Annotated in this window: 19 protein-coding genes; 11 read left to right on the top strand and 8 right to left on the bottom strand. The window is 73.5% G+C overall.

Annotated features, from left to right (window positions below; genetic code table 11):
- Positions 1 to 364: 364 nt before the first annotated feature.
- From FRANEAN1_RS09985 to FRANEAN1_RS09970, 4 genes are all read left to right on the top strand, one after another.
- Entirely contained in the window at positions 365 to 1,909 is a 1,545-nt protein-coding gene (locus FRANEAN1_RS09985; protein ID WP_020459633.1) for a kelch repeat-containing protein, read from the top strand.
- A 198-nt stretch (positions 1,910 to 2,107) separates the two neighbouring features.
- Positions 2,108 to 2,857, top strand: a complete 750-nt coding sequence (locus FRANEAN1_RS09980) for a DUF6629 family protein (protein WP_198145479.1) — start codon at positions 2,108 to 2,110, stop codon at positions 2,855 to 2,857.
- 91 nt (positions 2,858 to 2,948) lie between these two features.
- Positions 2,949 to 5,525: an alpha-amylase family glycosyl hydrolase gene (locus FRANEAN1_RS09975; RefSeq protein ID WP_041253940.1), complete on the top strand. Its 2,577-nt coding sequence runs from the start codon at positions 2,949 to 2,951 to the stop codon at positions 5,523 to 5,525.
- A 17-nt stretch (positions 5,526 to 5,542) separates the two neighbouring features.
- On the top strand, positions 5,543 to 6,001 hold the full coding sequence (locus tag FRANEAN1_RS09970) for an NUDIX hydrolase (protein WP_020459630.1): 459 nt from the start codon (positions 5,543 to 5,545) through the stop codon (positions 5,999 to 6,001).
- 43 nt (positions 6,002 to 6,044) lie between these two features.
- Here the strand turns inward: FRANEAN1_RS09970 and FRANEAN1_RS09965 are convergent, their stop codons facing one another.
- Together FRANEAN1_RS09965 and FRANEAN1_RS09960 are read right to left on the bottom strand one after the other, a co-directional pair.
- Positions 6,045 to 7,313, bottom strand: a complete 1,269-nt coding sequence (locus FRANEAN1_RS09965) for an ABC transporter substrate-binding protein (protein WP_020459629.1) — start codon at positions 7,311 to 7,313, stop codon at positions 6,045 to 6,047.
- Between the two features lie 839 nt (positions 7,314 to 8,152).
- A complete protein-coding gene (locus tag FRANEAN1_RS09960) occupies positions 8,153 to 9,142 on the bottom strand; it encodes an alpha/beta fold hydrolase (RefSeq protein ID WP_020459628.1) in 990 nt (329 codons plus the stop codon).
- 144 nt (positions 9,143 to 9,286) lie between these two features.
- Here FRANEAN1_RS09960 and FRANEAN1_RS09955 point away from each other — a divergent pair, with 144 nt between their 5' ends.
- Positions 9,287 to 9,724, top strand: a complete 438-nt coding sequence (locus FRANEAN1_RS09955; protein ID WP_020459627.1) for a nitroreductase family deazaflavin-dependent oxidoreductase — start codon at positions 9,287 to 9,289, stop codon at positions 9,722 to 9,724.
- A 79-nt stretch (positions 9,725 to 9,803) separates the two neighbouring features.
- Here the strand turns inward: FRANEAN1_RS09955 and FRANEAN1_RS09950 are convergent, their stop codons facing one another.
- Positions 9,804 to 10,685, bottom strand: a complete 882-nt coding sequence (locus tag FRANEAN1_RS09950) for a LysR family transcriptional regulator (protein WP_020459626.1) — start codon at positions 10,683 to 10,685, stop codon at positions 9,804 to 9,806.
- 514 nt (positions 10,686 to 11,199) lie between these two features.
- Here FRANEAN1_RS09950 and FRANEAN1_RS09945 point away from each other — a divergent pair.
- Genes FRANEAN1_RS09945 through FRANEAN1_RS09930 form a run of 4 tightly spaced genes read left to right on the top strand, consistent with a single transcriptional unit; the run spans position 11,200 to position 16,652 of the window.
- Positions 11,200 to 12,045, top strand: a complete 846-nt coding sequence (locus tag FRANEAN1_RS09945) for a lysophospholipase (RefSeq protein WP_020459625.1) — start codon at positions 11,200 to 11,202, stop codon at positions 12,043 to 12,045.
- A gap of 52 nt (positions 12,046 to 12,097) precedes the next feature.
- Positions 12,098 to 13,282, top strand: a complete 1,185-nt coding sequence (locus FRANEAN1_RS09940; protein WP_020459624.1) for an acyl-CoA dehydrogenase family protein — start codon at positions 12,098 to 12,100, stop codon at positions 13,280 to 13,282.
- A 53-nt stretch (positions 13,283 to 13,335) separates the two neighbouring features.
- Positions 13,336 to 15,219, top strand: coding sequence for a rhodanese-like domain-containing protein (locus tag FRANEAN1_RS09935; RefSeq protein ID WP_020459623.1), 1,884 nt, complete (start codon positions 13,336 to 13,338; stop codon positions 15,217 to 15,219).
- Positions 15,216 to 16,652: an FAD-linked oxidase C-terminal domain-containing protein gene (locus FRANEAN1_RS09930; RefSeq protein WP_020459622.1), complete on the top strand. Its 1,437-nt coding sequence runs from the start codon at positions 15,216 to 15,218 to the stop codon at positions 16,650 to 16,652. The genes FRANEAN1_RS09935 and FRANEAN1_RS09930 overlap by 4 nt, the downstream gene beginning before the upstream one ends.
- 103 nt (positions 16,653 to 16,755) lie before the next feature.
- Here the strand turns inward: FRANEAN1_RS09930 and FRANEAN1_RS09925 are convergent, their stop codons facing one another.
- Genes FRANEAN1_RS09925 through FRANEAN1_RS09915 form a run of 3 tightly spaced genes read right to left on the bottom strand, consistent with a single transcriptional unit; the run spans position 16,756 to position 20,529 of the window.
- On the bottom strand, positions 16,756 to 18,123 hold the full coding sequence (locus FRANEAN1_RS09925) for an NtaA/DmoA family FMN-dependent monooxygenase (protein ID WP_020459621.1): 1,368 nt from the start codon (positions 18,121 to 18,123) through the stop codon (positions 16,756 to 16,758).
- A gap of 28 nt (positions 18,124 to 18,151) precedes the next feature.
- Positions 18,152 to 19,348: an LLM class flavin-dependent oxidoreductase gene (locus FRANEAN1_RS09920; protein ID WP_020459620.1), complete on the bottom strand. Its 1,197-nt coding sequence runs from the start codon at positions 19,346 to 19,348 to the stop codon at positions 18,152 to 18,154.
- Between the two features lie 5 nt (positions 19,349 to 19,353).
- A complete protein-coding gene (locus FRANEAN1_RS09915) occupies positions 19,354 to 20,529 on the bottom strand; it encodes an LLM class flavin-dependent oxidoreductase (RefSeq protein ID WP_020459619.1) in 1,176 nt (391 codons plus the stop codon).
- 533 nt (positions 20,530 to 21,062) lie between these two features.
- Here FRANEAN1_RS09915 and FRANEAN1_RS09910 point away from each other — a divergent pair.
- Positions 21,063 to 21,380 carry a hypothetical protein gene (locus FRANEAN1_RS09910; protein ID WP_020459618.1) on the top strand — a complete coding sequence of 106 codons (318 nt, stop codon included), beginning with the start codon at positions 21,063 to 21,065 and terminating at the stop codon, positions 21,378 to 21,380.
- A 92-nt stretch (positions 21,381 to 21,472) separates the two neighbouring features.
- Here the strand turns inward: FRANEAN1_RS09910 and FRANEAN1_RS40800 are convergent, their stop codons facing one another.
- Together FRANEAN1_RS40800 and ddaH are read right to left on the bottom strand one after the other, a co-directional pair.
- Positions 21,473 to 21,619 (bottom strand): hypothetical protein, encoded by a 147-nt coding sequence (locus FRANEAN1_RS40800; RefSeq protein ID WP_198145722.1) that lies wholly within the window; start codon positions 21,617 to 21,619, stop codon positions 21,473 to 21,475.
- A gap of 209 nt (positions 21,620 to 21,828) precedes the next feature.
- On the bottom strand, positions 21,829 to 22,671 hold the full coding sequence (gene ddaH, locus FRANEAN1_RS09905; protein WP_347177214.1) for a dimethylargininase: 843 nt from the start codon (positions 22,669 to 22,671) through the stop codon (positions 21,829 to 21,831).
- Positions 22,672 to 22,867: 196 nt separating this feature from the next.
- Between ddaH and FRANEAN1_RS09900 the strand changes: the two genes are divergently transcribed.
- Positions 22,868 to 23,764 (top strand): alpha/beta hydrolase, encoded by an 897-nt coding sequence (locus FRANEAN1_RS09900; protein WP_020459615.1) that lies wholly within the window; start codon positions 22,868 to 22,870, stop codon positions 23,762 to 23,764.
- Positions 23,765 to 23,766: the final 2 nt, after the last annotated feature.

The raw sequence follows: 23,766 nt of genomic DNA, 5'->3' as shown, positions 1-23,766 counted from the left end.
GTGTTCGCCGGCCCTGCCCTGGTCAGGTCGCCGACACCCGGTGACGGCCGCGGAGCGTCTGGACCCGGCGACGGCCCGGCGCGGTGCGGCGAAGCAGGTGAGGGCCGGCAGCCGGGCGACCGACGGCACCGCGGCCATGGACACCTCGACCGGGTGACCCAGCGATGTCACCCACAGCGATGACTACTCTTCGAAGCAGCGGGAAGACAGTGCGTGCCCATCGCTACCACCGGCATGGCCTCGACCCAGACCTCGACCGAGACCTCGAGCACCGACCGCCGCCGCGCCAGCACTCGCGGTGGTGGTCGCCCACGCCCGTCCACCCAGTGGTCCGGTCCCAGCCGGGGCCGCGGAGGGGGAACCCATGAGTTGGTCACGAACGTCCCGCAGATGCGCCTCACGCGCGTTGGTCCTGAGCACCGCGCTGGCGGCGGCTCTGGCGACACCGGCGCTGCTCGCGCCGGGCGCCGAGGCCCTGCCGACCGGTACGCCAAGCCCCACAAGCCCGACCAGCACGTCCCCACAGCCGTCCGCGGGCGCGGCCGGCGCCTGCCCGGCGCTGCCCCACATCGCCGGCCCGCTGCGCACCTGGGAGACCGCCGCCGACCTTCCGGCGCCACGCGCCCACGTCGCGGCCACCACGGGATGCGACGGCCGGATCTACCTCCTCGGCGGCGAGGCGACCGCCGCGGGCGGTGGTGGGGTCGGCGGGGGCGTGCCCGCGACGCCGTCCGCGACGCCCACCACCCGCTCACCGGCGACGTCGACGCCCAGCGGCTCGGCGACCCCCAGCCGGACAGCCACGCCGACAACCACGCCGACCGCGACGTCGACCACAACCGGGTCACCCGGCGGCGAGGGCGGTTCGACGCCGAGCCCGGGCGTGCGGCTGACCCCGGCCGCCTTCAACAACGGGGGTGTGCCGACCAGCACGCCCGGCGAGCTCGCCCCCCTGTCCCCGAACGGGTCCGCCACGGACGAGCCCACGACGACGCCGACGACACCGACCACGCCAACGGCACCCACGACGTCCCGCACACCGACCGCCACGCCGACCTCTCCGGCCGGCGGCGGCACGCCGACCGCCACGCCGAACGGCGCGACGGGCGGCGGGACGACCGGCGGCGCGACTGTGGCGGGCGCCCCGGTTGACACCGTCCAGGTCTACGACCCGAAGCGGGACGCCTGGTCGAACGCCCCGGCCCTGCCGACCGCGCGCGACCACCTGGCCGCTGCGACCGACACCGACGGCCGGATCTACGCGATCGGCGGCCAGACCGGCGGCGGCACCCCGACCGACACCGTCGAGGTGTACACGCCGTCGAGCGGTGACTGGACGGAGGGCCCGTCGCTGCCGCGCCCGATGGGCACGCCGAGCGCCACCCGCGGCACCGACGGGAAGATCTACGTCCTCGACGCGACGACCCTGGCGGTCTACGACCCCGACTCCGGTGACTGGACGACGGGCGGGGCGCCGCCGTCCGGTGCCGGCGCACCGGTGCTGGTCGGCCTGCCGGACGGGCGGATTCTCGCCGCGGGCGGCAGCGACGGCGGCTCCGGTTCCGAGGCGTCGTCCGACGCCTACGCCTACACGCCGGGCTCGGGTTCGGCGGACGGCTCCTGGGCGAAGGTGGCCGACCTGCCGACGGGTGTCTCCGAGGCCGCGGGCGCGACCGGGCCGGACGGCCGGGTCTACATCGTCGGCGGGCGGGACAGCGACGGCGACACCGTCGGCTCCACCCAGGTGTTCACCCCGGACGACGACCGCTGGTCCGCGGGTGCGAGCAGCGCCCTCACCGCGCGCTCCGGCCACGGCGCGGCCACCGGTGGGGACGGCCGCGTCTACGTGGCGGGCGGGACGTCCGGTTCCGGCGCCCCGCTCGACTCGGCTGCGGCCCTGGGCGAGTAGCGACCGTGCCAACCAGGCGTCACGTGACGTGACGTGACGTCGATCTGATCAGCACCAGCCGTCGGCGCTGTTCCCCGTGGATCTCCACGGGGAACAGCGCCGACGCGTGCGCGCGAAGCCGTTCCCGGGACAGCGGCGGGCCGGACCTGGTAATAGCCGTTCAAGAGCGGACGAGCACCGGCCTTCCGGTCGGACCGGATGAGCGGAGGCCCGATGTGCTTCTCACCCGAGGCGGACGTGGCGGCGGCGGCGATCATCGGAGCGGTGGGGGTGGACGCCCTGCGCCACGTCCCCGAGCGCGCCGCCTGGCCGATGGCGGCACTCCCCGTGCTGTTCGCGGCGCACACGCTGACGGAGGCGTTCGTCTGGTGGGGCGTGCGCGGTGAGCTCGGTGACGCCGGGACGAACGCGGCGGCGCTGACGGCGGCGACCGCCGTGTACCTCGCGTTCGCGTTCGTGATCCTTCCCTTGTACGTCCCGGTGGCGGTGCTGGCGCTGGAGCGGGTGCCCGCCCGCCGCCGCGCCGGGGCGGCGGCGCTCGCGGCGGGTGCGGTGTGCGCCGGCTGGCTGGCGTTCACGCTGGTCACCGGCCCGGTGCGGGCCCACGCCGACGAACGCCACATCACCTACACGGTGCACCTGTGGATGGGCTCGGTGCCGATCGCGCTCTACCTGGTGAGCACCTGCGGGGTGCTGCTGCTCTCCGGGCGGCCGTTCCTGCGCTGGTTCGGCGCGGCGAACCTGCTCGCGGTCGCCGTCCTCGCCTGGGTCTCGACCGAGGCGGTGACCTCGCTGTGGTGCGCGTGGGCGGCGGTGACCAGCGTCGCGATCGCCGCCCACCTGCGCGGGCGGACCCCGGCAGGCGCACCGGCGGGCGCTCCGGCCGGGGCCCCGGCCGGCGCCCCCCGGCCCGGTCACCAGATGGCGCCGCGTCATCCGGACGGGTGAACCCGCCACGCCGTTGACGGCACGAAACGTGACATTCTTGGGCAGACATGGCAGGCCGCGAGCGCCGGCCGAGGTCTACCGATGGGACGACGTGACGACAGAGCATGGCGCCGACCGGCATGTGGGCCCGTCACCCGCCACCGGCGCCGTCCGCGTGGACGTCCTCTACCACACCGGCGTCGGCCGGCGGATCGCGAACGGGGCCCGGCTGGTCGGGAGCTGGGACGAGCACGGGCTGCAGGCGGGGAGCTGGTCGTCCACGCCGATGGAGGAGTTCACCGCCGAGGACGGCTGCGCCGCCTACCGGGCCACCGTCACGGTGGACGCGAGCGTCTCCCGGACCTTCGACTGGGGCGTCTGGCTGACCCGTCCCGACGGCTCGCAGGTGTGGGGGATCCCCGCCGAGGTCCCGGATCCCGGGGCGACGGAGCAGGTCCGGCGGTTCGAGGTCGGCCCGGGGTGCGGGCCGGTGGTGCGCGCGGAGTTCCGCCTGGCCGCCCACCGGCACAACGGCGCCCGGCGCGTCCTGCCCGTCGGCTCGAGAGACCTGGGCAGCCCGGTCAGCACGGTCAGCACGGGCGGCGGCTCAGGCGGCCCCAGCGGCCCCAGCGGCTCAGGCGCCGCCGTCAGCTCGGACGCCCGGGAACGGATCCGGTTCCGGGTCTGGGCGCCGCACGCGCTCGCCGTCGAGGTGGCCTTCGCCGGGCCCGGCGGCTACATCGCCGACGACGGCCACGGTGAGGACGAGCTGATCACCAGGCTGCCGATGCGCCAGGTCGGCGACGGCTGGTGGGAGGCGGCCGCACCCGGCTTCGCCGACTGGGTCGGACGGCGCTACCTCTACCGCGTCACCCGCGACGACGGGTCCGTCGCCTGGCGCTCGGACATGTACTCGGCGCAGCAGTGCGGCACCGGGGACATCGACCCCTGCGGCGCCCCCCACGACGGCCCGGCCGAGGACCTCGACGGCTCGGTGAGCTGCTCGGTCGTCGTCGACACCCGGGACGACGAGCGGTTCTGGGCCGACGAGTTCGACCCGGCCCGGCCCGTCCCCCGGCGGGTCGAGGACCTGGTCATCTACGAGCTGCACGTGGGCGCGCTGGGCTTCGGGCACACCGGGGCCGGCACGTTCGCCGACGCGCTCGCGTTCGTCGACCACCTCACCGACCTCGGGGTGAACGCCGTCGAGCTGCTGCCCATGTTCGAGTTCGCCGGGACGAGGTCCTGGGGTTACGGCAGCTCGCACTTCCTGGCGGTGAAGCAGAGCGCGGGCGGGCGGGCGGCGCTGCGCCGGTTCGTGCGGGCCTGCCACCAGCGGGGCGTGGCCGTCCTGATGGACGTCGTCTACAACCACTACACGCCGAACGCGCAGCGTTCCGCCTGGCAGTACGACAGCACCGCGCCGAGCCGCAACATCTACTACTGGTACGAGGGCGCCGAGGACGACCACCCGCACCCGGACGGCGGATACCTCGACAACGTCTCCTCGGGCTGGGCGCCGCGCTACTCCGACGAGAACGTACGTGCGCTGTTCGTCGCGAGCGCGGTGGCGCTGCTCGACGAGTTCCACATCGACGGGCTGCGGGTGGACCAGACGACGTCCATCCACGCCTACAACAGCCTGCACGCTGACGGGCGGCCCGTTGCGGCGGCGAACATCGCCGGCCGCAAGTTCCTGCGGGAGCTGTGCCAGACGCTGCGCCTGGTCGACCCGGACGTGATCCTCATCGCCGAGGACCACTCCGGCTGGGCGGAGGTCACCCGCCCCGCCGAGTCCGGCGGGCTCGGCTTCGACGCCCACTGGTACGTCGACTTCTACCACCACCTCGTCGGCGACAAGGGCGAGGGACCGGAGTACGCCAAGCTGCTGCACACCGCGGGGCGCGACCCCGCCGGCCCGCTGGCCATGAGCCTGTTCGCCAAGGCGTTCACCGCCGCCGCGGACCGCACGGTCGTCTACACCGAAAGCCACGACGAGGCCGGCAACTCCGAGCACTCGGCCCGCAACATCCTCGTCGCCGTCGACCACGCGCCGCTGCACGGCGACACGGCCTGGTTCGCGTTCGCGCGGCTGCGCTGCGCCGCGGCGCTGACCCTGCTTTCGCCCGGCACGCCGATGTTCCTCATGGGCGACGAGGTGGGAGCCCGGCGGGCCTACACCCACGACGGGTTCGCCGAGGCCAAGGAGGACCTCGCCGGGCTGCGCGCGGGCGAGGGCGCCGAGCTGTTCGCCTGCTATCGGGCGCTCGTCACGCTGCGGCTGGGCAGCCCGGCGCTGCGCTCGCGCGCGGTCGAACTGGTCGGCGCCGACGACACCGCGCGGGTGCTGGCGTTCCGCCGCTGGGACCGCGGCGAGGAGATCCTGGTCGTGGTAAGCCTGAACAACGATCCGCTGCCCAGGTTCGGGCTATCGCATCCGTCGCTGGCCGGCCGGCGGTGGAAGCCGGTGCTGGACACCGACGCGCCACGGTTCGGCGGACGGGCGGGCGGCTCGCGCCGGTCGCTGTCCCCACGGGGCGACAGCGTGCGGGTCGATCTGCCGGCCGCCGGTGCCGTGGTGTTCCGCCGCCGCCGGCGCGGCGCCGGCCTGACCGACGGGCCGTCGGACGTCCCGGCCCGCCCCCGCCGCCTGCGCCTGCCCGGCGTGCGCCGACGAGGCGGGCGCTGACGAGGCAAGCTTGGCCTATGGAACGCTTTGTCTTCTGCTCGCGCGGCTGCGAGCACTGGGGCGCGCTCGGCGCCGCGGGAGTACTGCTGCGTGCCGCCGCCGCCGACGGCGATCCACGGTACCTGCTCGTCCTGCGCCATCCCCGGTCGCACCAGGGCGGCACCTGGGCGCTGCCCGGCGGGGCGCTGCATCCCGGGGAGTCCGCCCTGGCCGGGGCGCTGCGGGAGGCCGAGGAGGAGCTCGGGCCGCTGCCCGCCGGCGTCTCCCGTGAGGCCGCCCCGGCCCACGAGTACGTCGACGACCACGGCGAGTGGTCCTACACGACGCTGGTCCTGAACGTGGTGGACACGTTCGAGCCGGCGGCCGCCAACTGGGAGACCGCCGGCTGGCGCTGGGTGTCGGCGAGCCAGGCGCTCACGCTGCCGCTACTCCCGGCGCTACGCGCCGCCTGGGCCGCACTGACCGGAACGGGCTGACCGGAACAAGCTCACCGGCAGGGGCTCACCGTCGCCGCGGGAGTCACCGCCCCCGGGCTGGCACGGACGCCCCGGCGCCTCCCTGGGCCGCGCCGCTGATCACCTGGCCGCACAGCGGCTTCGCGCCGACGGGCTCGAAGGCGTTCCCGGCGGCGGAGACCCGGACGAAGTCCGTGCACAGGTCGACCGTGCGCTTGCCGGCGGACAGGTCAACCGGCTGGTTGAGCAGTCCGCCCCCGTCGTAGTCGGTCACACCGCGCAGCCCGCGGATGTACGACTCGCGGGTGGGGCAGCCCTGCTGCCCCTGCAGGCCCCGCAGGAACAGGTCCGCGGTGATGTAGCCGTAGATGGAGCTCAGCTGCGTCGGCGGCTGGATCTCCGGCGCGTAGGTGGTCATCGCGGCCAGGTAGGCGCGGTGCGCGGGCAGGTTCCGCTCGATCGCGCTGAAGCCCACGGTCGAGTAGGTGCCGGCCAGAGCGCGCGCGATCGGCGTGTTGAGCAGGTGCGCGTCGTAGGTGATGGGCGAGACCGCCACCTTGAACGGCCTGTTCGCCGCGGCCGCCGCCGTCACCGCGCCGGAGTAGAGGTCGAGCGAGGCGAGCGAGATCAGCGTGTCGGCGCCGCTGCCGACGATCCGCTGCACGGCCTCCGGTGAGCTCACCGTGGCGTTCGTGTCCGCGAAGACGACCGGGATGCCGGCAGCCTCCAGGCTCCGGCGGGCGTTCTGGGCGTACATGACCGACGACTCGGTGATCGTCGTCGTGATGAGGGCCGCGCGGGTGCCGCCCTGGGCCCGGACGAAATCTCCGAGAGTGCTGGTCGCGTCGGTGTCGTCGACCTGATACGTGAGCGGGAACATGTTGTCGTTGTCGGCCCACCCGGCCTGGTCCGCGACGCCCACCACCGGAATTCCCTTGTCGTGCAACAGCGGCGTGGACTGTTCGGAATGCGCGGTGTACTCGAGAACCGCGAACACGTTCTCGCGGAGAAGCTCGCGGGCCGCCTGCAGGTTGCCGGCGGAGTCGAACTCGTCGTCCCGCCAGATCGTCGAGATCTGCCGGCCGTCGACGCCACCGGCGGCGTTCGCCTCGGCGAACCGGGCCTCGACGCCGAACCGGTAGCCGGTGAACTGTGCCGAGAGCACACCGGTGTCCGGGTAGACAATACCGACGTTGACCTCGTCGTCCGTGACTCCGGGAGCACAGGGCGACGCCGCCGCGTCCACGCCGGAGGACTCGCTGGAGCCGCAGGCCGCCGCCAGGGCGGCCGTCACGAGCGCCGCGGCGAGCAACCTCGTACGAAATACCAGCACAAAGCCACCTTCCAGATTCCACGACATTCGGCGACATGGCGACAATCGGTGGCCGCATGCCCAGGCACGCCCGCGCCGCCCACAGGCGGCTGAACCGGGTCACTCGTGTTCCGGCGACAACCATGCCGCCGCCGATCAACACCCGAAACAGGTATTGATCAGGACGAAGCACCGATCCGGAACACAAAGGCCGAACGGATGACGTGGCGAACATACCGACCACTGGACTGCCCCCGGACGGGCCTGGTCACCTAGCCGACCGGCCGGCTAGGTGACCCACCGAAGCACACCGGAGCAAGGTGGCCGACACACGGCGGGAAGCGATGAGCCAACTTCGTTAGGACAATTTATGGCCAACCATAGTCCTTGATGAATCTATCCATGTGAACCAGGAGGCTTTCTGTAGTCAGAGACTACATGCGAACAATGATCGCATCCCCTCGATCCCCCGACAGTCACGTTCGGCGACAGGCAGGGGGAGGCCACCGGCCGCGCACAGGCGCGCGACTCGGGGCCTGGCGCCGTTGTGTCTGCGCACCAGCACATCCCGCCGAATTTCCCGCCACGCTTCCGCGCGGGCCGACGGTAACCCGCCGTGTCATCCGGAAGATCCGATGATTGTCTCTCCGTTGTTTCAAAGCGATCGAGACAGTGATCGCGACAGCTCACCAGGCCCGGCTAGAGGCACTGATTACCAGCTGCCACAGGGGAAGATGCGACCGGTATCACGTCACCGGGCCCGGCGGCGTCGGGCGGAACAGCCGGGGTGATGCGAGAAAACCCACACGACAACCCCTCGGCCGGCCAGACCCGATCCTCGGCCCGTCAGTTCCGCGGCCTCACGCCACTGCTTTCCGCGCGCCGCCGCTGGCGTCCCGCGTCTGCTCCCACCATCCCGTCAGGAGCCCGGCCGTCCCGGCCGCGTCCTCGAGCTGGGGCAGGTGCCCGCAGCCGGCGACGACCGCCAGCTGCCAGTCGGGACGCAGGCCGGCGGCGTCCCGGGCCAGCGCCACCGGGATGAGCCGGTCGTCCGACCCGTGCACGAGCAGCGTCGGGACGTCCACCTGGCGGATCAGCCGCCGCAGCGGGCCGCCGCGGACGACCCGGCGCACCACGGACCGGGCGGCGGCGACATAGGCGCGCTCGACCCCGTCCATGCCCGCCCGCTCCTGGCCGAGGTCGACCAGTGCCTCGACCGCGACGGACGGGATCCGGGCGGGATCCGTCGTGCAGAGGCGCAGGGTCTGGGCCACGATGCCGGCGGGGCCGACCCGGGCGCGGCGCCGGGCGAGCACCCACGCCCCGAGTCCCGGGAGGACCACGGCGGCGAACGACGCGACGACCAGCGGCTCCGGCCAGCCGCCGCGGCGCAGCGGCAGCGCGGGATCCAGCAGGACCAGCCCGCACACCGACTCCGGGCGACGGACCGCCTGCAGCATGCTGATCAGACCGCCCATCGAGTTCCCGACGAGGATCACCGGCTCCCCCACGACCTCGGCCAGGAAGCGGTCCAGCAGGAGGTGGTTCGCCGACACGTCGGCACCGCGGTTGCCGAGCGGGGTGCGGCCGTGGCCGGCGAGGTCGGGCGCGAGCACGCGGGACGTCGAGGCGAGCAGGGGGGCCAGCGCGAGCCAGTTGGTGTACGACCCGCCGAGGCCGTGGACGCACACCACCGGCGGGCTCCCGCCGATGGTTCCGGGCGCGCCGAACTCCGCGTAGTGCACGGGGCCGTCCAGGTCGACCCACTTCGAGACCATGCCAGCCTCGCCGCTCGCGCCCGCGCTGTCACCTGTGCCCGTGCTGTCACCTGTGCCCGTGCTGTCGCTCATGCCTCGGCAAGCCCCCATGCTCGATCGCCGGTCGGAACGACGTTAGGCGCCTAGTGCGCCGTCCGGAGCCGGAACCGGCATCGCCGGTGGACGACACCCGCCGCCTCGGGCATGGCGCCGGGCCCACTGGTGTTGACTCGCGGCATGCCTCTCACTGGTGAATACGAACCGAGCCCGGCCGAATGGGTACGCAAGCAGGTCGAGGAGTACGAGAGCTCCGGCGGAACCAAGGGCACCGAGCTGCGCGGTGTGCCCGTGGTCATCGTCACCACCCTGGGCGCGAAGTCGGGCAAGATCCGAAAGAGCCCGGTGATGCGGGTCGAGCACGACGGTTGTTATGCCATCATCGCCTCGCTCGGCGGTGCGCCCAAGCATCCCGTCTGGTACCACAACGTCCTCGCCCACCCCCGGGTCGAGCTACGGGACGGCACGGTCAACCAGGACATGATCGCCCGCGAGGTGACCGGTGACGAGAAGGCGCTGTGGTGGGAACGCGCCATAGCGGTCTGGCCCGATTATGCGGACTACCAGAAAAAGACCGACCGGGTGATCCCCGTCTTCGTCCTGGAACCGGTTTCCTAGCAGTCACTTCCACCACCCGGCCACTTCGACCTGGCAGATTCGCCATCCCGCTGCGACCGTGAGCGGCCCGCGGGGGTGGTCAGGCGGGGGCGCGGCCGGCGGCGAGGGTGCATGCGACTGCGTCGGCGATGAGGCTGGCCAGCTGTGGGGAGGCTCCGCGGCGTAGCCGGACCTGCATGGGCTCGGGGTCGACCGCGGGAAGGTCGGCCCGCCGCTCGAGGCCCTGCGGCGGCGGGCCGACGTCCGCCAGCAGGGCGACTCCGACGCCGGCCCGCGCCGCGTGCAGGACCCCGGCCAGGTAGCCGGACTCGCCGACGACCGACGCGACCCGGCCGGCGCGGGCGAGGGTCGTCAGGGCCTGGGTGCGGATCGTGCACGGGTCGTCGACCGCGACCAGGGGCAGCGGGCGGTCCGGCGGCGGGACGAGCCAGCCGGGGGCCGAGTACCACGCCAGCGGGAGCAGCCCGGCCGGGCGCCCCGCGGGGCTTCCGCCCGTCCCGACCAGGACGGCGACGTCCAGCGTGCCGCGGTCGAGGGCGTGGGCGAGCCGGGCGCCGCGGTCGAGGCGGAACCTGACCTCGACGTCCGGGAACTGCTCGGTGAGCACGGCCATCACCCGGGGGATCAGGTGGTCGGCGGCGTGCTCGGTCGAGCCGACGGTGATCAGGCGCTGTAGGACGGACGCGCCCACTCCGAGCAGCTCCAGCGCGTCGTCGTGGGTGGCGAGGATGCGCCGCCCGGCGGAGAGCAGCAGCTCGCCGTCGGGGGTGAACCGGGAGCCGCGGCCGACCAGCTCGACCAGGGGCCGGCCCACCACCTTCTCCAGGCGGCGCACGTGCTGGCTCACCGCCGACTGGGAGATGCACAACGCCTCGGCCGCGCGGCGGAATCCACCGCAGTCGGCGATGGCCACGAGACTGCGCAGCGCCGTCAGATCCAGCGTGTTGGACACGGCAGCCATTCTATGTGATCTATCACGTTTTGCGATCGGTTTGATCACTCGGAGCGGCTTTACACTGCCCGATTTTCCAACCATCCTGATGCACATGCTGGGCAATGTGGGCGGGAGCGCGCCGGGACGAGCGAGTGCCACCGGCCGGCACCCGGCGGGCGTCGCGGCAGCGCCGCGGGTCCTCACCCGCCGACGTTTCGTCGACTACGGAACCCTCGCCTCGGCCTGCTGTCGCGCTCACTGACCGCCCGCGCGTCCGCGCCGCGCCGGTCGGGACGGCGGCAGACCGGGCCGGTCCCGGCGGGCCGGTTCCTGCCTCTCGGCCCGGCACCGAGGCCCCGCGGCCGCCCGGCCCCGGCCGCCTGACGTACCCCTCGGGGCACAGGCCGGCGCCCCGGTATCCACCCCGCGCCGTCAGATCCGGCTGCGTGGGCGGGGCCATGCCCCAACTCACCACGCCACGCGCCGCCCGCGGATCGACGTCCGTGGCGGCCACCCGACCGCACACGACAGGACTTCAGCGATGACCTCCTTCCAAGTCGTCCAGGACGCCCCGGCCAACGCGGTGGCCGGGTGGGACAACCCGCAGCCCGTGGCCCCGCGCGGCACGGTGATCCTGGTCGCCGGCCGCGGCGAGCACCCTGGTGTCTACGAGCGGTTCGGCACCCGGATCGCGGCCGACGGGTACAAGGTCAGGGTGGTCGCCGACGCGACCAGCGACGAGGACGGGTCCCGGGCCCGCGTCCGCGAGCTGCTCGACGATCCGGACCTGCCCGGCCCGCGGGTACTCGCCGGCTCCGACGCCGGTGCCGCGTTCGTCGCGGCCCTCGTCGCGACCGGAACCGGCGCGCGCAACGAGGTCGACGGCGTCATCCTGGCCGGCCTGCCCACCGCCGGCGAGCCGGCGGACAGCGGCGCCGGGGACAGCGGGCCGGGCCGGGCGGACTCCTGGGAGAGCGAGCTGGCCGAGCGCACCGCCTGCCCCACCCACCAGTCGCGGCTGAGCAACGACCCGCGGGTTCGGCGCGGCGCGCTGCTGGACCCGGTGCCCGCCGGCTGGCTCGCCGCCGCCGCCGACCTGGGCCTGGTACGGGTGCCGGTGCTCGCCGTCCACGGTGACGCCGACCTGGTCAGCCCGGTGCGGGAGGCCCGGGCGAGCGTCGCGAAGGCGCCGTCCGCGGAGTTCGTGACCATCGCCGGCGGCCGACACGACGCGCTCAACGACGCCACGCACCGCACCGCCGCGGCCGTCATCGTCCTGTTCCTCGAGCGGCTTCGGGCCCTTCCCCCGGCGGAGAGTGGCCCGGCCGGGCTCGCCGCCCCGGCCGCCGTGCTCCCCCGGATCGCCGAGTGGACAAGCTGGGCATGATGACTCCCACGTCCACGCCGACGATGCCCGTCCCGCGCCGCGGAGGAACGCCATGACCGTCGAGCTCGGTACGACGACGCCGACCGTCGACGCGCGGTCGGCCCTCCCGCCGGTGGACGTTACCGACGACGCCCTCGCCACGGTGACCGCCCAGCTCGCCGCCACCGCGGAGGAACACGACCGCTCGGCCGAGTTCCCCTGGCGGGGCCTGCGGGTGGTCCACGACGCGGGCCTGCTGCGCCTCGGCATCGCCCCGCGCTACGGCGGCGCCGACCTGAGCGCCGTCGACAGCATCCGGGTGTTCGGGGCGTTGGGGCAGGGCGACCCGTCCGTCGCCCTGATCACCGCGATGACCGTGTTCCAGCACGTCCTGCAGAGCAGGGACCCGTGGTGGCCCGACGAGCTCTACCGCACGGTCGTCCGCGACTCCCTCGAGCGGCCGGTGCTGGTCAACGCGATCCGCGCCGAGCACGAGCTGGGCGCGCCGGCCCGCGGCGGGCTGCCGGCCACGACGATCCGGCGGACGGCGTCCGGCTGGGTCCTCAACGGGCACAAGGCGTACGCGACAGGCTCGGAAGGGCTGAGCTACCACCTGGTGTGGGCGGCGACCGAGGACGCCGATCCGCTTCAGGGCCACGCGATCGTCCCCGGGGACTCCCCCGGGATCAGGATCGTGCGCACCTGGGACCATCTCGGGCTGCGGGCCAGCAGCACCCACGACGCGATCTACACCGACGTGGAGATCCCGGCCGGGAACTTCCAGGGGGCGCCGGCTTCGGAGCAGCGGGGCGACGTCGCGATCGGCGGCGTGGCGCTGGGCGCGGCCGCCCTGTACCTCGGGGTCGCCCGGGCCGCCCGGGACTTCTTCGCCCGCTTCGCCCAGGAGCGCGTCCCGACCGTGCTGGGACGTCCGATCGCCACCACCGAGCGCATCCAGGCCGTCGCCGGGGAGATCGAGGCCCAGCTCGTCCTGGCCGAGGAGCTCGCCTTCGGGCTGGGCCGCCGCATCGACGCCGGTGAGTCGATTCCCCCGCAGCGTCTGGTGCTCGCGAAGCCGCTCATCGTCCGGGCCGCCGTCACGGCGGTGCAGACGGCCGTCGCCGCGATCGGAAATCCCGGGCTGACCAGGCACAACCCGCTCGAGCGCCATCTTCGGGACGTGCTGTGCGCCCGGGTCCACCCGCCGCAGGAGGACACCGCGCTGCTGGTGGCCGGCCGCCGCGCGCTCGGCCTCTGAGAGCAGGCATTCGCCACGTGATCCCGGCCGCCCAAACAATCTACGGAGACCGCATGACCGCCAGATACGTGATCATCGGAGCGGGTGCCGTCGGGGGGACCGTCGCCGCCCAGCTGCACGATGCCGGTGTCGACGTCGTCCTCGTCGCCCGCGGGGCGAACCTGGCGGCGCTGCGCGCCGACGGCCTGCGCTACCTCCGTCCCGACGCCGACCGTCCCGACTGGGACCGGCGCCTCCCCCTGCCGGTGGCCGGCGGCCCCGACGAGGTCGACCTGCGCCCCGGCGACGTGCTGGTGCTCTCCGCCAAGTCCCAGGACACCGAGGCGCTCGTCGCCCAGTGGGCGTGGCGGCCGGTGCACCCGGGCGGCACCGCCGCCGAACAGCTGCCGATCCTGCTGCTGCAGAACGGGGTGGAGAACGCCCGGGCCGCGCTGCGCCGGTTCGACACCGTCATCGACGCGGTCGTGATCATCCCGTCATCCCATTCGACGCCCGGAACGGTGGTCTCGCCGGGCGCCCCGCTGGCGGGCGCCTTCTACCTGGGACATGCCCCGCGCGGCGAGAGCGAGGCGGCCGAGCGGATCGCCGCCGACCTGCGGCGCGCGCAGTTCGCGGTGAAGGTCGTTCCGGACGTCGAACGGTGGAAGGTCGGCAAGCTGCTCGGGAACCTCGCCTACAACCTCGACGCCGTCTACCCGCCCAGCGCGGCCCGCGACCGGCTCGGCGCGGCGCTGGTCACCGAGGCCCGCACGGTGCTGGCCGCCGCCGGGGTCGAGGTGACCGACGTGCTCACCGGCGACACCGGTCTCGACCTGTCCGGCCTGGTCCTGCACGACATCCCCGGCCACTCCCGCCAGGGCAGCTCGACGTGGCAGAGCCTGGCCCGCGGCGCCACGGTCGAGTCCGACTTCCTCAACGGCGAGATCGCGCTCCTCGCCCGCCTGCACGGGACGTCCGCGCCGCTGAACGCGGGCGTTCAGCGGCGCATCGCCCTCGCCGCTCTGGGCGGGTCGAGCCCCGGCGGCCTCGGCGAGGACGACCTCACCGCCCTGCTCGCGTCCGCGTCACCCGCCGACGGCGACAGTCTCCGTGAGGTGCTCGTCGACGCCAAGCGGCTGCACGACCTGGTGGCGACGGGGCCGGCGCCGGTGCTGCTCGACGTCCGCTGGGCGCTCGGCGACCCGCACGGGCGGGAGCACTACCTGGCCGGTCACCTCCCGGGCGCCGTCTACGTCGACCTGGACACCGAGCTGGCCGCCGCGCCGGGCGGGACCGCGGGGCGCCACCCGCTGCCCGCCGTCGAGGACCTGCAGCGGGCGGCCCGGCGCTGGGGTGTGTCGGCCGGCCGGCCCGTCGTCGTGTACGACGACAACGGCGGGCTGGCCGCCGCGCGGGCCTGGTGGCTGCTGCGCTGGGCAGGCCTCTCGGACGTCCGCATCCTCGACGGCGCGCTCGGTGCCTGGCGCGAGGCCGGGTTCCCGCTCGCCACCGGCGACGTCGTCCCCGCCCCGGGCGACGTGGTGCTCAGTGCCGGTCACCTGCCCACCCTCGACGCGGACGGCGCGGCCCGAACCGCCCGCGACGGCGTGCTGCTGGACGCGCGCGCCGCGGAGCGCTTCCGCGGCGAGGTGGAGCCGGTCGACCCGCGCGCGGGCCACATCCCCGGGGCGGTCAGCGCGCCCACCGGCGACAACCTGGACGAACATGGCCGTTTCCTCACCCCGGACCGGCTGCGGGAGCGCTTCGCCGCCCTCGGGACGTCCGCCGGCGGCCAGCCGGTCGGTGGCCAGCCCGTCGGCGTGTACTGCGGCTCCGGGGTGACCGCCGCGCACGAGATCGCGGCCCTGGCCACCGCCGGCATCGAGGCCGCGCTCTACCCGGGCTCGTGGTCGGCCTGGTCCGCCGACCCGCAGCGCCCCGCCGCCACCGGGTCATGACCGGCGGGACGGCGGGCGCGGCGGCCGCGGCGGCCGCGGGCGCGGCGTTCGCCTCGGCGCTGCCGGCCGGGCGGTGGAGCCAGGACGGCGCGGTCGTCGACGCCCACCGGCTCGACCGCTCCGGGTGGCGGCCGCCGGGACGTCCCCTCGGCGTGGCGTTCGCCGGCGGCGTCGACGACGTGCGGGCCGTCCTGCGCACGGCGCTCGCGTCGGGCACCCCGGTGACGGTCCGGGGCGCCGGGACGGGGCTGGCCGGCGGCGCGGCCGCCCCGGACGGCGCGGTGATCCTCGACGTCAGCGGCATGAACCGCATCCGCGAGCTGTCGGTGCCCGATGCCGTCGCCGTCGTCGAGCCCGGGGTGATCACCGACGATCTCGACCGGGCCGCCCGGGAGGTCGGGCTGAGCTACTCCCCCGACCCGGCCAGCTCGGCGATCTCCACGATCGGCGGGAACATCGCGACCAACGCGGGTGGCCTGCGGTGCGCCAAGTACGGCGTGACCCGGGAGTCCGTGCTCGGCCTCGACGTGGTCCTCGCTGACGGGGAGCTGGTCAGCACCGGGCGGCGCACTGTGAAGGGCGTCGCCGGCTACGACCTGACCGGCCTGTTCGTCGGTTCGGAGGGCACCCTCGGCGTCGTCGTCGGCGCGACGCTGCGGCTGCGGCCGGCGCCGCGGCGAACGGTCACCCTCGCTGCCTTCTTCGACTCCTTCGGCGCCGCGGTGGACGCGGTCACCGCGATCATGGCCACCGGAATCGTGGTGGCCATGGCGGAGCTGCTCGACGGGCCGACCGTGCGGGCCGTGGACGCGGCGACCGGCGGCGATCTCGCCGACGCCGGCCAGGCCCTCCTGCTCGTCCAGACCGACGGCGCCGGAGCCGACGACGAGGCCGACGCCGTCGAGGCGGTGCTGCGCGGGCCGGCCCGCGCCGTGCGCCGCGCGGCGGACCCGGCGGCCGCGGCCGAACTGCTCGCGGCCCGCCGGGCGGCCCTGCCATCCCTCGAACGGATCGGCCGGGTTCTGATCGAGGACATCGCCGTGCCCCGCTCCCAGCTGGCGCGGGCGGCAGCGCGGATCACCGAGATCAGCGCCGCCACCGGTGTGCGGATCTTCACCATCGCGCACGCGGCCGACGGAAACCTGCACCCGATCATCGTCGTGGACGGCTCCGACAGGCTGAACGGAACTGACGGCACCGACGGGCCGGACAGGGCCGCCGACGAGATCCCCGCCGACGTCTGGAAGGCCGCCGACCTCATCTTCCAGACCGCGCTGGACCTGGGCGGCACAGTCACCGGTGAGCACGGGATCGGCGCCCTCAAGCGTCGCTGGCTCGGCGCGGAGCTCGGGACGGCGAACCACTCCCTGCAGCAGCGTCTGCGGCACCTGTTCGACCCGACCGGGATCCTGTCCCCCGGCCGCGGCCTGTGACCGGGTCCAGCCGGGTCAGGTAGATCTCCGAGATCAGCAGTCAGGAGACCGGGCCGAGCCCGCGAATCGCGAACGAGCCGATGTACACGCCGTGAGGAAGGCCTCAGACCGCGTGAACCGGCCATCCTGGCACCGGGGCGAGGCCGAGATGGTCGCGCAGCGTCGTCCCCGTGTAGTCGGCCCGGAACACGCCGCGCTCCTGGAGCAGCGGGACGACCGTGTCCGCGAACTCGTCCAGGCCGGCGGGGGTTATGTGCGGGACGAGGATGAACCCGTCCGCCGCGCGGGCCTGTACGAACCGGTTGATCGTGTCCGCGACGGTCGCCGGGCTGCCGACGAACGCCTGCCGCCCGCTGACCTCAATGACCAGCTCGCGGGTGGTGAGCTTCCCCGCCTCGGCGATCTCGCGCCAGCGGCGGGCGGTGGCCAGCCGGTCCTCGTACATCCGCACGCTCGCCCTGCCCTGGGCGACGGTGTTCTCCCCGGGTACGGGGTCGACCTCGGGCAGCGGCCCGTCCGGATCGTGGTCACCGAGGTCGCGGTTCCACACCTGCTCGAGGAACTGGATCGCGGTGGCGCCGCTGACCTGCTGGCGGCGGACCTCCTCGGCCCGCTCCCGCGCCTGCGCGTCGGTGTCGCCGAGGACGAACGTCGCCGCCGGCAGGACGAGGAGATCCTCGGGCGCACGGCCGTAGCGGGCGAGGCGGCGCTTGACGTCCGCGTGGAACGCCTGCCCGGCGTCGAACGTGCTGTGCCGGCTGAAGATCGCGTCGGCGGACCGGGCGGCGAACTCCCGGCCCGCGTCGGAGTCACCGGCCTGGAAGATCACCGGCCGGCCCTGCGGGCTGCGCGGCACCGTGAACTGCCCGCTGATGTCGAAGTGGGCGTCGTGGTGCTCGAACGCCCCCGCCTTGGCATCGGCCAGGAAGACGCCGGACTCCTTGTCCGCGACGATCTCGTCCCCCCGCCAGGAGTCGAACAGCTCGCTGGCCGTCCGCAGGAACAGCTCGGCGCGCTCGTAGCGCTGCTCCTCGGCCAGGAAGCCACCGCGGCGGAAGTTCTCCCCGGTGAACGCGTCCCAGGAGGTGACGACGTTCCACGCGGCGCGCCCGTCGGAGAGATGGTCGAGACTGGCGAACTGGCGGGCCACCTCGTACGGCTCGTTGAACGTCGAGTTGATGGTCCCGGCCAGGCCCAACCGGTCGGTCACCGCCGCCAGCGCCGCGAGCACGGTGAACGTGTCTGGACGCCCGACGACGTCCAGGTCATGGATGCGCCCGCGTTGCTCCCTCAGCCGCAGCCCCTCCGCCAGGAACAGGAAGTCGAACTTCGCCCGTTCCGCCGTCCGGGCGAAATGGACGAACGACTCGAACGCGATGTGGCTGCCCGAGCGCGGGTCGCTCCACACGGTCGTGTTGTTCACGCCCGGGAAGTGCGCGGCGAGGTGGATCTGCCTGGTCGGGCTGCTCATCCGGTTCCTCCCGGTCGGGACGGACGCGTCAGGTGGCGGCGGGTTCGGGTGGGGCGGCGGCGTAGCGGTTGGCCGCCCGGGGGAACCCGAGCAGGCCGCGCAGCGTGCCCGCGCCGTACTCGGGCGGAACCAGGCCACGACGCCGGAGCTCCGGCACCAGCCCGCGGGTGATCGCGGTCAGATCGGTGGGAACCCCCGCCGGGCGCAGCTGAAATCCGTCGATACCCGCCCCCGCCCACTCCTCGAGGACGTCGGCGAGGCCGGCCGGCGTGCCGGCGAAGACGGCGGCGTCCGACCGGAACTCCCGGCCCGCGAGCTCGTCCAGGCCGGCCCTGCGCGCGGCGGCCCGGCCCTCAGCGTCGTCGAGGAACACCACCAGGTCGGCGAACACCCGCAGGGACTCCGCGAGCCGCCCGGCCGCGGCCTGCTCGGCCCGCAGGTCGCGCAGGATCCGCGCCGCGTCGGCGGCGTCGCGCGGTGTCACGTGGACGAGGTCCACCGAACCCGCGGCGAAACGGTACGGGACGGCCGCGTGCGCGAGCGCGGTGACCAGCGGCTGCCCCTGCGGCGGGCGCGGCACGATCGACGGCCCCCGCACGCTGAACCACCGGCCCGCGAAGTCGATGTGGTGCAGCTTGTCGCGGTCGATGAACCGCCCCGTGGCCACGTCGCGGATCTCGGCGTCGTCCTCCCAGCTGTCCCACAGCCGGCGCATGACCTCGACGTGGTCCGCGGCCTCGTCGAACAGGTCCGCGGGCCGCGCCGGCGGCAGGTCACGACGGCCGAAGTGGGCGGCCTCGTCCCGCCCCGCGCGGACCCTGACCCGCACCCCGGCCCGCCCGGAGCTGACATGGTCGAGAGTGGCGACGGCCTTGGCCACGTGGAACGGCTCGGTGTGTGTCACGACCACCGTCGGGACGAGGCCGATGCCCCGCGTGCGCGGCGCGGCGCGGGCCGCCACCAGGACAGCGTCAAGCCGGCCGCGGACCTCGTCGACCCGGCCGTCCGGGCCGTCATACCGGGACGACTGCAGCGCCAGAGTGTCCTCAATCGTCACGAAGTCGAGCCGGCCACGCTCGGCCTCCTGGACGAGCTCCGTCCAGTAACGGCCGGAGAACAGCTCGCGGGGACGGGCGTCGGGCTCCCGCCACGCGGCGGGGTGCCAGCCGCAGCCGTCGAGCGCGACGGCGAGCCGCAGCTCGCCCGGGGCGGTGGGACCGGTCATCGATGTCAGCCCACCGCGCTCAACCGGGACCAGGCCTCGGCGAGCAGCTCGTAGGAACGCACGCGATCGGCGTGATCGTGGGTGATCGTGGTGATCAGCAGCTCGTCGGCGCCGGTGGCGTCCCGCAGGACCCGCAGCCCCCGCACGACCGTCTCGGGCGAGCCGACGAACTGGGTGTCCACCCGGTCGGCGACCAGCGCCCGCTCGGCGTCGCTCAGCCCGCGCGCCGCCACCTCCCCGGGGCTCGGGTACGGGATGGCGCCACCGCCCGCGCGGATGCTGGCCACCCACGGGCCGTAGCCGCTGGCGAGCCGGCGGGCGGTCTCGTCGTCCGGCGCGACGACGACGTCGGCGGAGACCATCACCCGCGGCTCGCTCAGCACGCCGGGCCGGAACGCGGCCCGGTACGCCGCGATCGTCTCGAGCACCGTGGACGGGACGATGTGGTAATTCGCGCCGAGCGGCAGGCCGAGGGCCGCGGCCGTGAGCGCGCTCCCGCCCGCGGTCGCCGCCAGGATCCAGATCTCCAGATCTGCGCCCTCCGCGGCCGGCGCGGACAGCGCCGTACCGTCAGGCGCCCGGTAGGTACCACCGACGAACGCCTGGATGTCGCGGACCAGCGCGGTGTAGTCCTCCTCGGGTCCGTCCCGGAAACCGACCAGCCGCAACTGCCGGCCGAGGCGCTCCACGTCGAAGGTGACCGCCGGCGGCTCAGGGAGGAGCAGGCCGTCGACCACCCGCGCCGAGGGTCGAGGCGGCGGCTGCGCTGTGCCGTTCAGGGGCTGCGCTGTGCCGTTCGGCGTGGGCTTGGCGGCCCGGTCGACCAAGCGGCCCAGGTTGGATCGACCAAGCCCCAGGTCGACCCGCCCGGGGTGAAGGTGCGCGATCGTGCCGAACTGCTCGGCGACGACCACCGCCGTGTCATGCCCGGTCTGGACCGCCCCGGAGCCGACCCTGATCCTCTCCGTCGCCGCTGCGACCAGGGCGATCAGAACGGCGGGTGCGGCGGAGGCGACCCCCGGGGTCAGGTGATGCTCGGCGAGCCAGTAGCGGGCGTAGCCGAACCGCTCGGCCTGCCGGGCCAGATCGAGCGTGTTGCGCAGCGCGTCGGCCGCCGAGGATCCCGAGGGGAGGGGGGCCAGGTCGAGCACCGACAGCGGGACTGAGCCTGCTGGGGGCATGGGAGCCACCGCCCTTCGACCACCGTCAGCAACCCCACTTTGTTCAGTCAATTAGTGAAGATATGGCCGTCGCCGCACGCTGTCCAGCCCCCTGACCACTCTGCCGGCCCGCGTTCCGCCCGGATCGTTCAGCCGGGACCGTTCCGCCCGGACAGTTTCGCCCGCGCCGGTCGGTGTGCGGGATCGCGCCGGGTTCACCCGCCCGCCGCCCCATCCGCGACCGGTGCTCCCACAACTGGCGCTCGTACGACCGACGCTCCCGCGATCGGCGGCGAGCGGCAATGCCGACGCGCGCGCCCGCGCCGCAACAAAGCCGTCGAACATCCCGCGACCCGCCGACCAGACCACAGAATCCGAACCATTTCGAACAGCTCGAAATTCAGGATTCGCCCGACGGAGATGGACGCCACACCCACCCTGCCACCAGCCCGCATAATTAGTCCTCGACTTTGCCGGGAAGCGCTTCTGAGGTAGCGTCACGGGCGCCGCCTAGCGGGAAATAAAAAGCCCGACCGAAAGGAGTCTCTCGAACCATGGAGCAGCAGCAGGCACAGCAGGTGGAGCAGCAGCTTCGGCAGAACTGGCGCCAGATCCGCTACCGCATCCTGGACCAGTTCGGTCAGGTGAGCACCGCCGACCTGGACGCGTCGACCAGCGTCAACGACCTCGTTGCGCGGATCGCGGACAAGACGAACCACAGCGAGCGGTACGTCGAGAACCGTATCCAGGAGCTTGTCGGAGCCGGCTCGGCCCTGGGCGGCGCCTCGCGCGACCGGCTCGGTTCCAGCCAGGGCGGCCAGTACGGCCAGGGCGGCCAGCAGCAGGGCCAGCCGTTCGGGGCGCAGCAGTGACCCGATGAGGTCTCACCGGACGGCGTCACCTGCCCGGTAGGGCGGAAACACCGTCCGGCGTAGCCGGGTTCCGGTCGCTTCGGAGCAGCCGCTCAGACGGCGGCGGCGAGGAGCGACCGGAAATCCAGCAGCTCGTCGATCAGATCGGTCACCACCGGATCCCGTGGAAGCCGGTTCAGCTCGATCAGCATTGCATCTGTTTCTTCTATGGTCGGCAGGCCGTCCACGGCCGCGACCATCGCAACAATTTTAGTCATAGGTTGTCCGACGTCGTCCCGATGATTCGTTCCAGAGTAGTTCATGCCTCGATAGAAAGTACCTCCACAACGCATCAGGCGAAAGTTGTCCTGATTGCCGCGCCCCACGCGCCCACGGAACGCGCACGATCTTCGCCGAAACGTCGCGGCGGTCTCGCTCAGTGAGCACTCCCGAGCTCAGTCGGCCAGGCTCAGCCGGCCGGACGCAGTTCCAGCGTGCAGCATTTCGCGCCGCCGCCACCCCGCCGGATCTCATCCGTGGCCACGCCGACCGGGATGAATCCATGGTCACGCAGAGTGCTCGCGAACCCGACAGCATCGGCCGAGATCACCACGTGCAGCCCATCACTGACCGCGTTCAGCGCGAACGCGACCCCCTCCCGCTCGGACACCGTGAGAGCCCCCGGAAATGTCTCCCGGAGCAGGGCGTTGCTCCGCGCGCTGAATGCCGCCGGGTAGTACGCGACAAGGTCCTCGGTGAGGACACAGAGCGCGGTGTCGAGATGGTAGAAACGCGGATCGACCAGCTCCAGGGTCAGCACCCTGCGGCCGAGAACGCCCGCCACCTCGGCGTGCGCACGTGGCTCGGTACGGAAACCCGTCCCGGCCAGGACAACGCCGCCGACCGGCAGGAAATCTCCTTCGCCCTCGTTGACGTACGACGGGGCGTGCACCCGCCGCATTCCAGCCCCGCGGAACCAGTCGAGGTAGTGGTCAGCCTCGGCCCGCCGCTGCGGGTACCGGAAACGCGCCCCGACCGCGACGCCGTCGACGACCAGGCCGCCGTTGGCCGCGTAGACCATGTCAGGTAGCCCGGGAACCGGCTCGACCAACTCGACCTGGTGGCCCAGCCCCAGATACACGGCCCGCAGCGCCTCCCACTGGGCGTGTACCCGGGCGAGGTCCGTCGGTACCTCGGGGCGCATCCACGGGTTGATGGCATAGGTGACGTCGAAGTACTCCGGTGGACACATGAGGTACCTGCGGGCAGAGGCTCGACGCGAGACAGTCGAATCTCCCGGGGCAGCGTCCACGCACACCAGGATGCCAGCCCGCCGCCGCAGGCTCCGCGGACGAGACAACCGCGGAATCACGGGAACATCGGACGGACACGGATCGTCGGTCTGGCAGGACTTCGTCCGTGCCATGCGCAGGCCCTCCAGGGCCGGACGCGGCGTCCTCACCCGAGTCCATTGTCAACGAACGTCGTCTAGCGAACGGGGGCTACCGATGCCGTACTTCGACCTCGGGGTCGAGACCAGGCTGTTCTTCACCGACGATCCGGCCCGGGACGGGACCGCGATCCTCGGTGAGAGCCCAGGCCCGGTGAGCCTGAACGGGACGAGAGCGCCCAGCGCACCCCCGCCCCTGGTGCTCGTCCACGGCTGGTGTTGCGACTCGCACGACTGGAACTTCCAGATCCCAGCCTTCCTCCGGCGCCACCGCGTGATCGCCGTCGATCTGCGTGGCCACGGTCGGTCCACCGGTTCGAAGGGGCTGCGGCCGCGGATCCTGGCCGCCGACATCGCGGCCCTGCTTCGCGAGTTGGAGGTGACCGCGAGCAACGGCGGGGTGGTCGCCGTCGGACACTCGCTGGGCGCGATGGTCGCCAGTGCACTGGCCGTGGAACATCCCGATCTCGTCCGCGCCGTCGTCGCGGTGGAGCCCGCCTACGGCCTGCCCGAAGCGGACGTCGAGAGATCCGCACGGTCGCTGGCGAACCTCGGCGAGCCGGGCGGGGTCGAGCGCCTGCTGAGGTATCTCGCGGCGCTGGCTGGCCCCGACGCCCCCGAGCACCTGACGACCTGGCACCGACGACGCGCGCTGGGCGTACCTGTCGACGTGGCCCAGGCGGCCTTCGCCGGCATGTGGCTGGACGTCGACCAGTTCGGCCGCCGGGAGCAGAGCGACGACTACCTGGCCAAGCGGACCTGCCCCGTGCTGTCCGTGTACGGGGAACGGCGCGCCGACCAGGCAGAATGGGAACGCGACTTGTCCGCGGGCCCGTCCGACGAGGTTCACGTGCTGCCGGGCGGCCACTGGCTGCATCAGGAGCACCCCGAGGTGTTCAACTCACTGGTCCTCGGGTGGCTGACCCGCCTGTCCTCGACGGCGGGCACCCGCTGAGC

The sequence above is a fragment of the Parafrankia sp. EAN1pec genome (assembly GCF_000018005.1).
In the GTDB taxonomy this organism is placed as follows: domain Bacteria; phylum Actinomycetota; class Actinomycetes; order Frankiales; family Frankiaceae; genus Parafrankia; species Parafrankia soli.
This window is presented reverse-complemented; position numbering and strand designations above follow the sequence as displayed.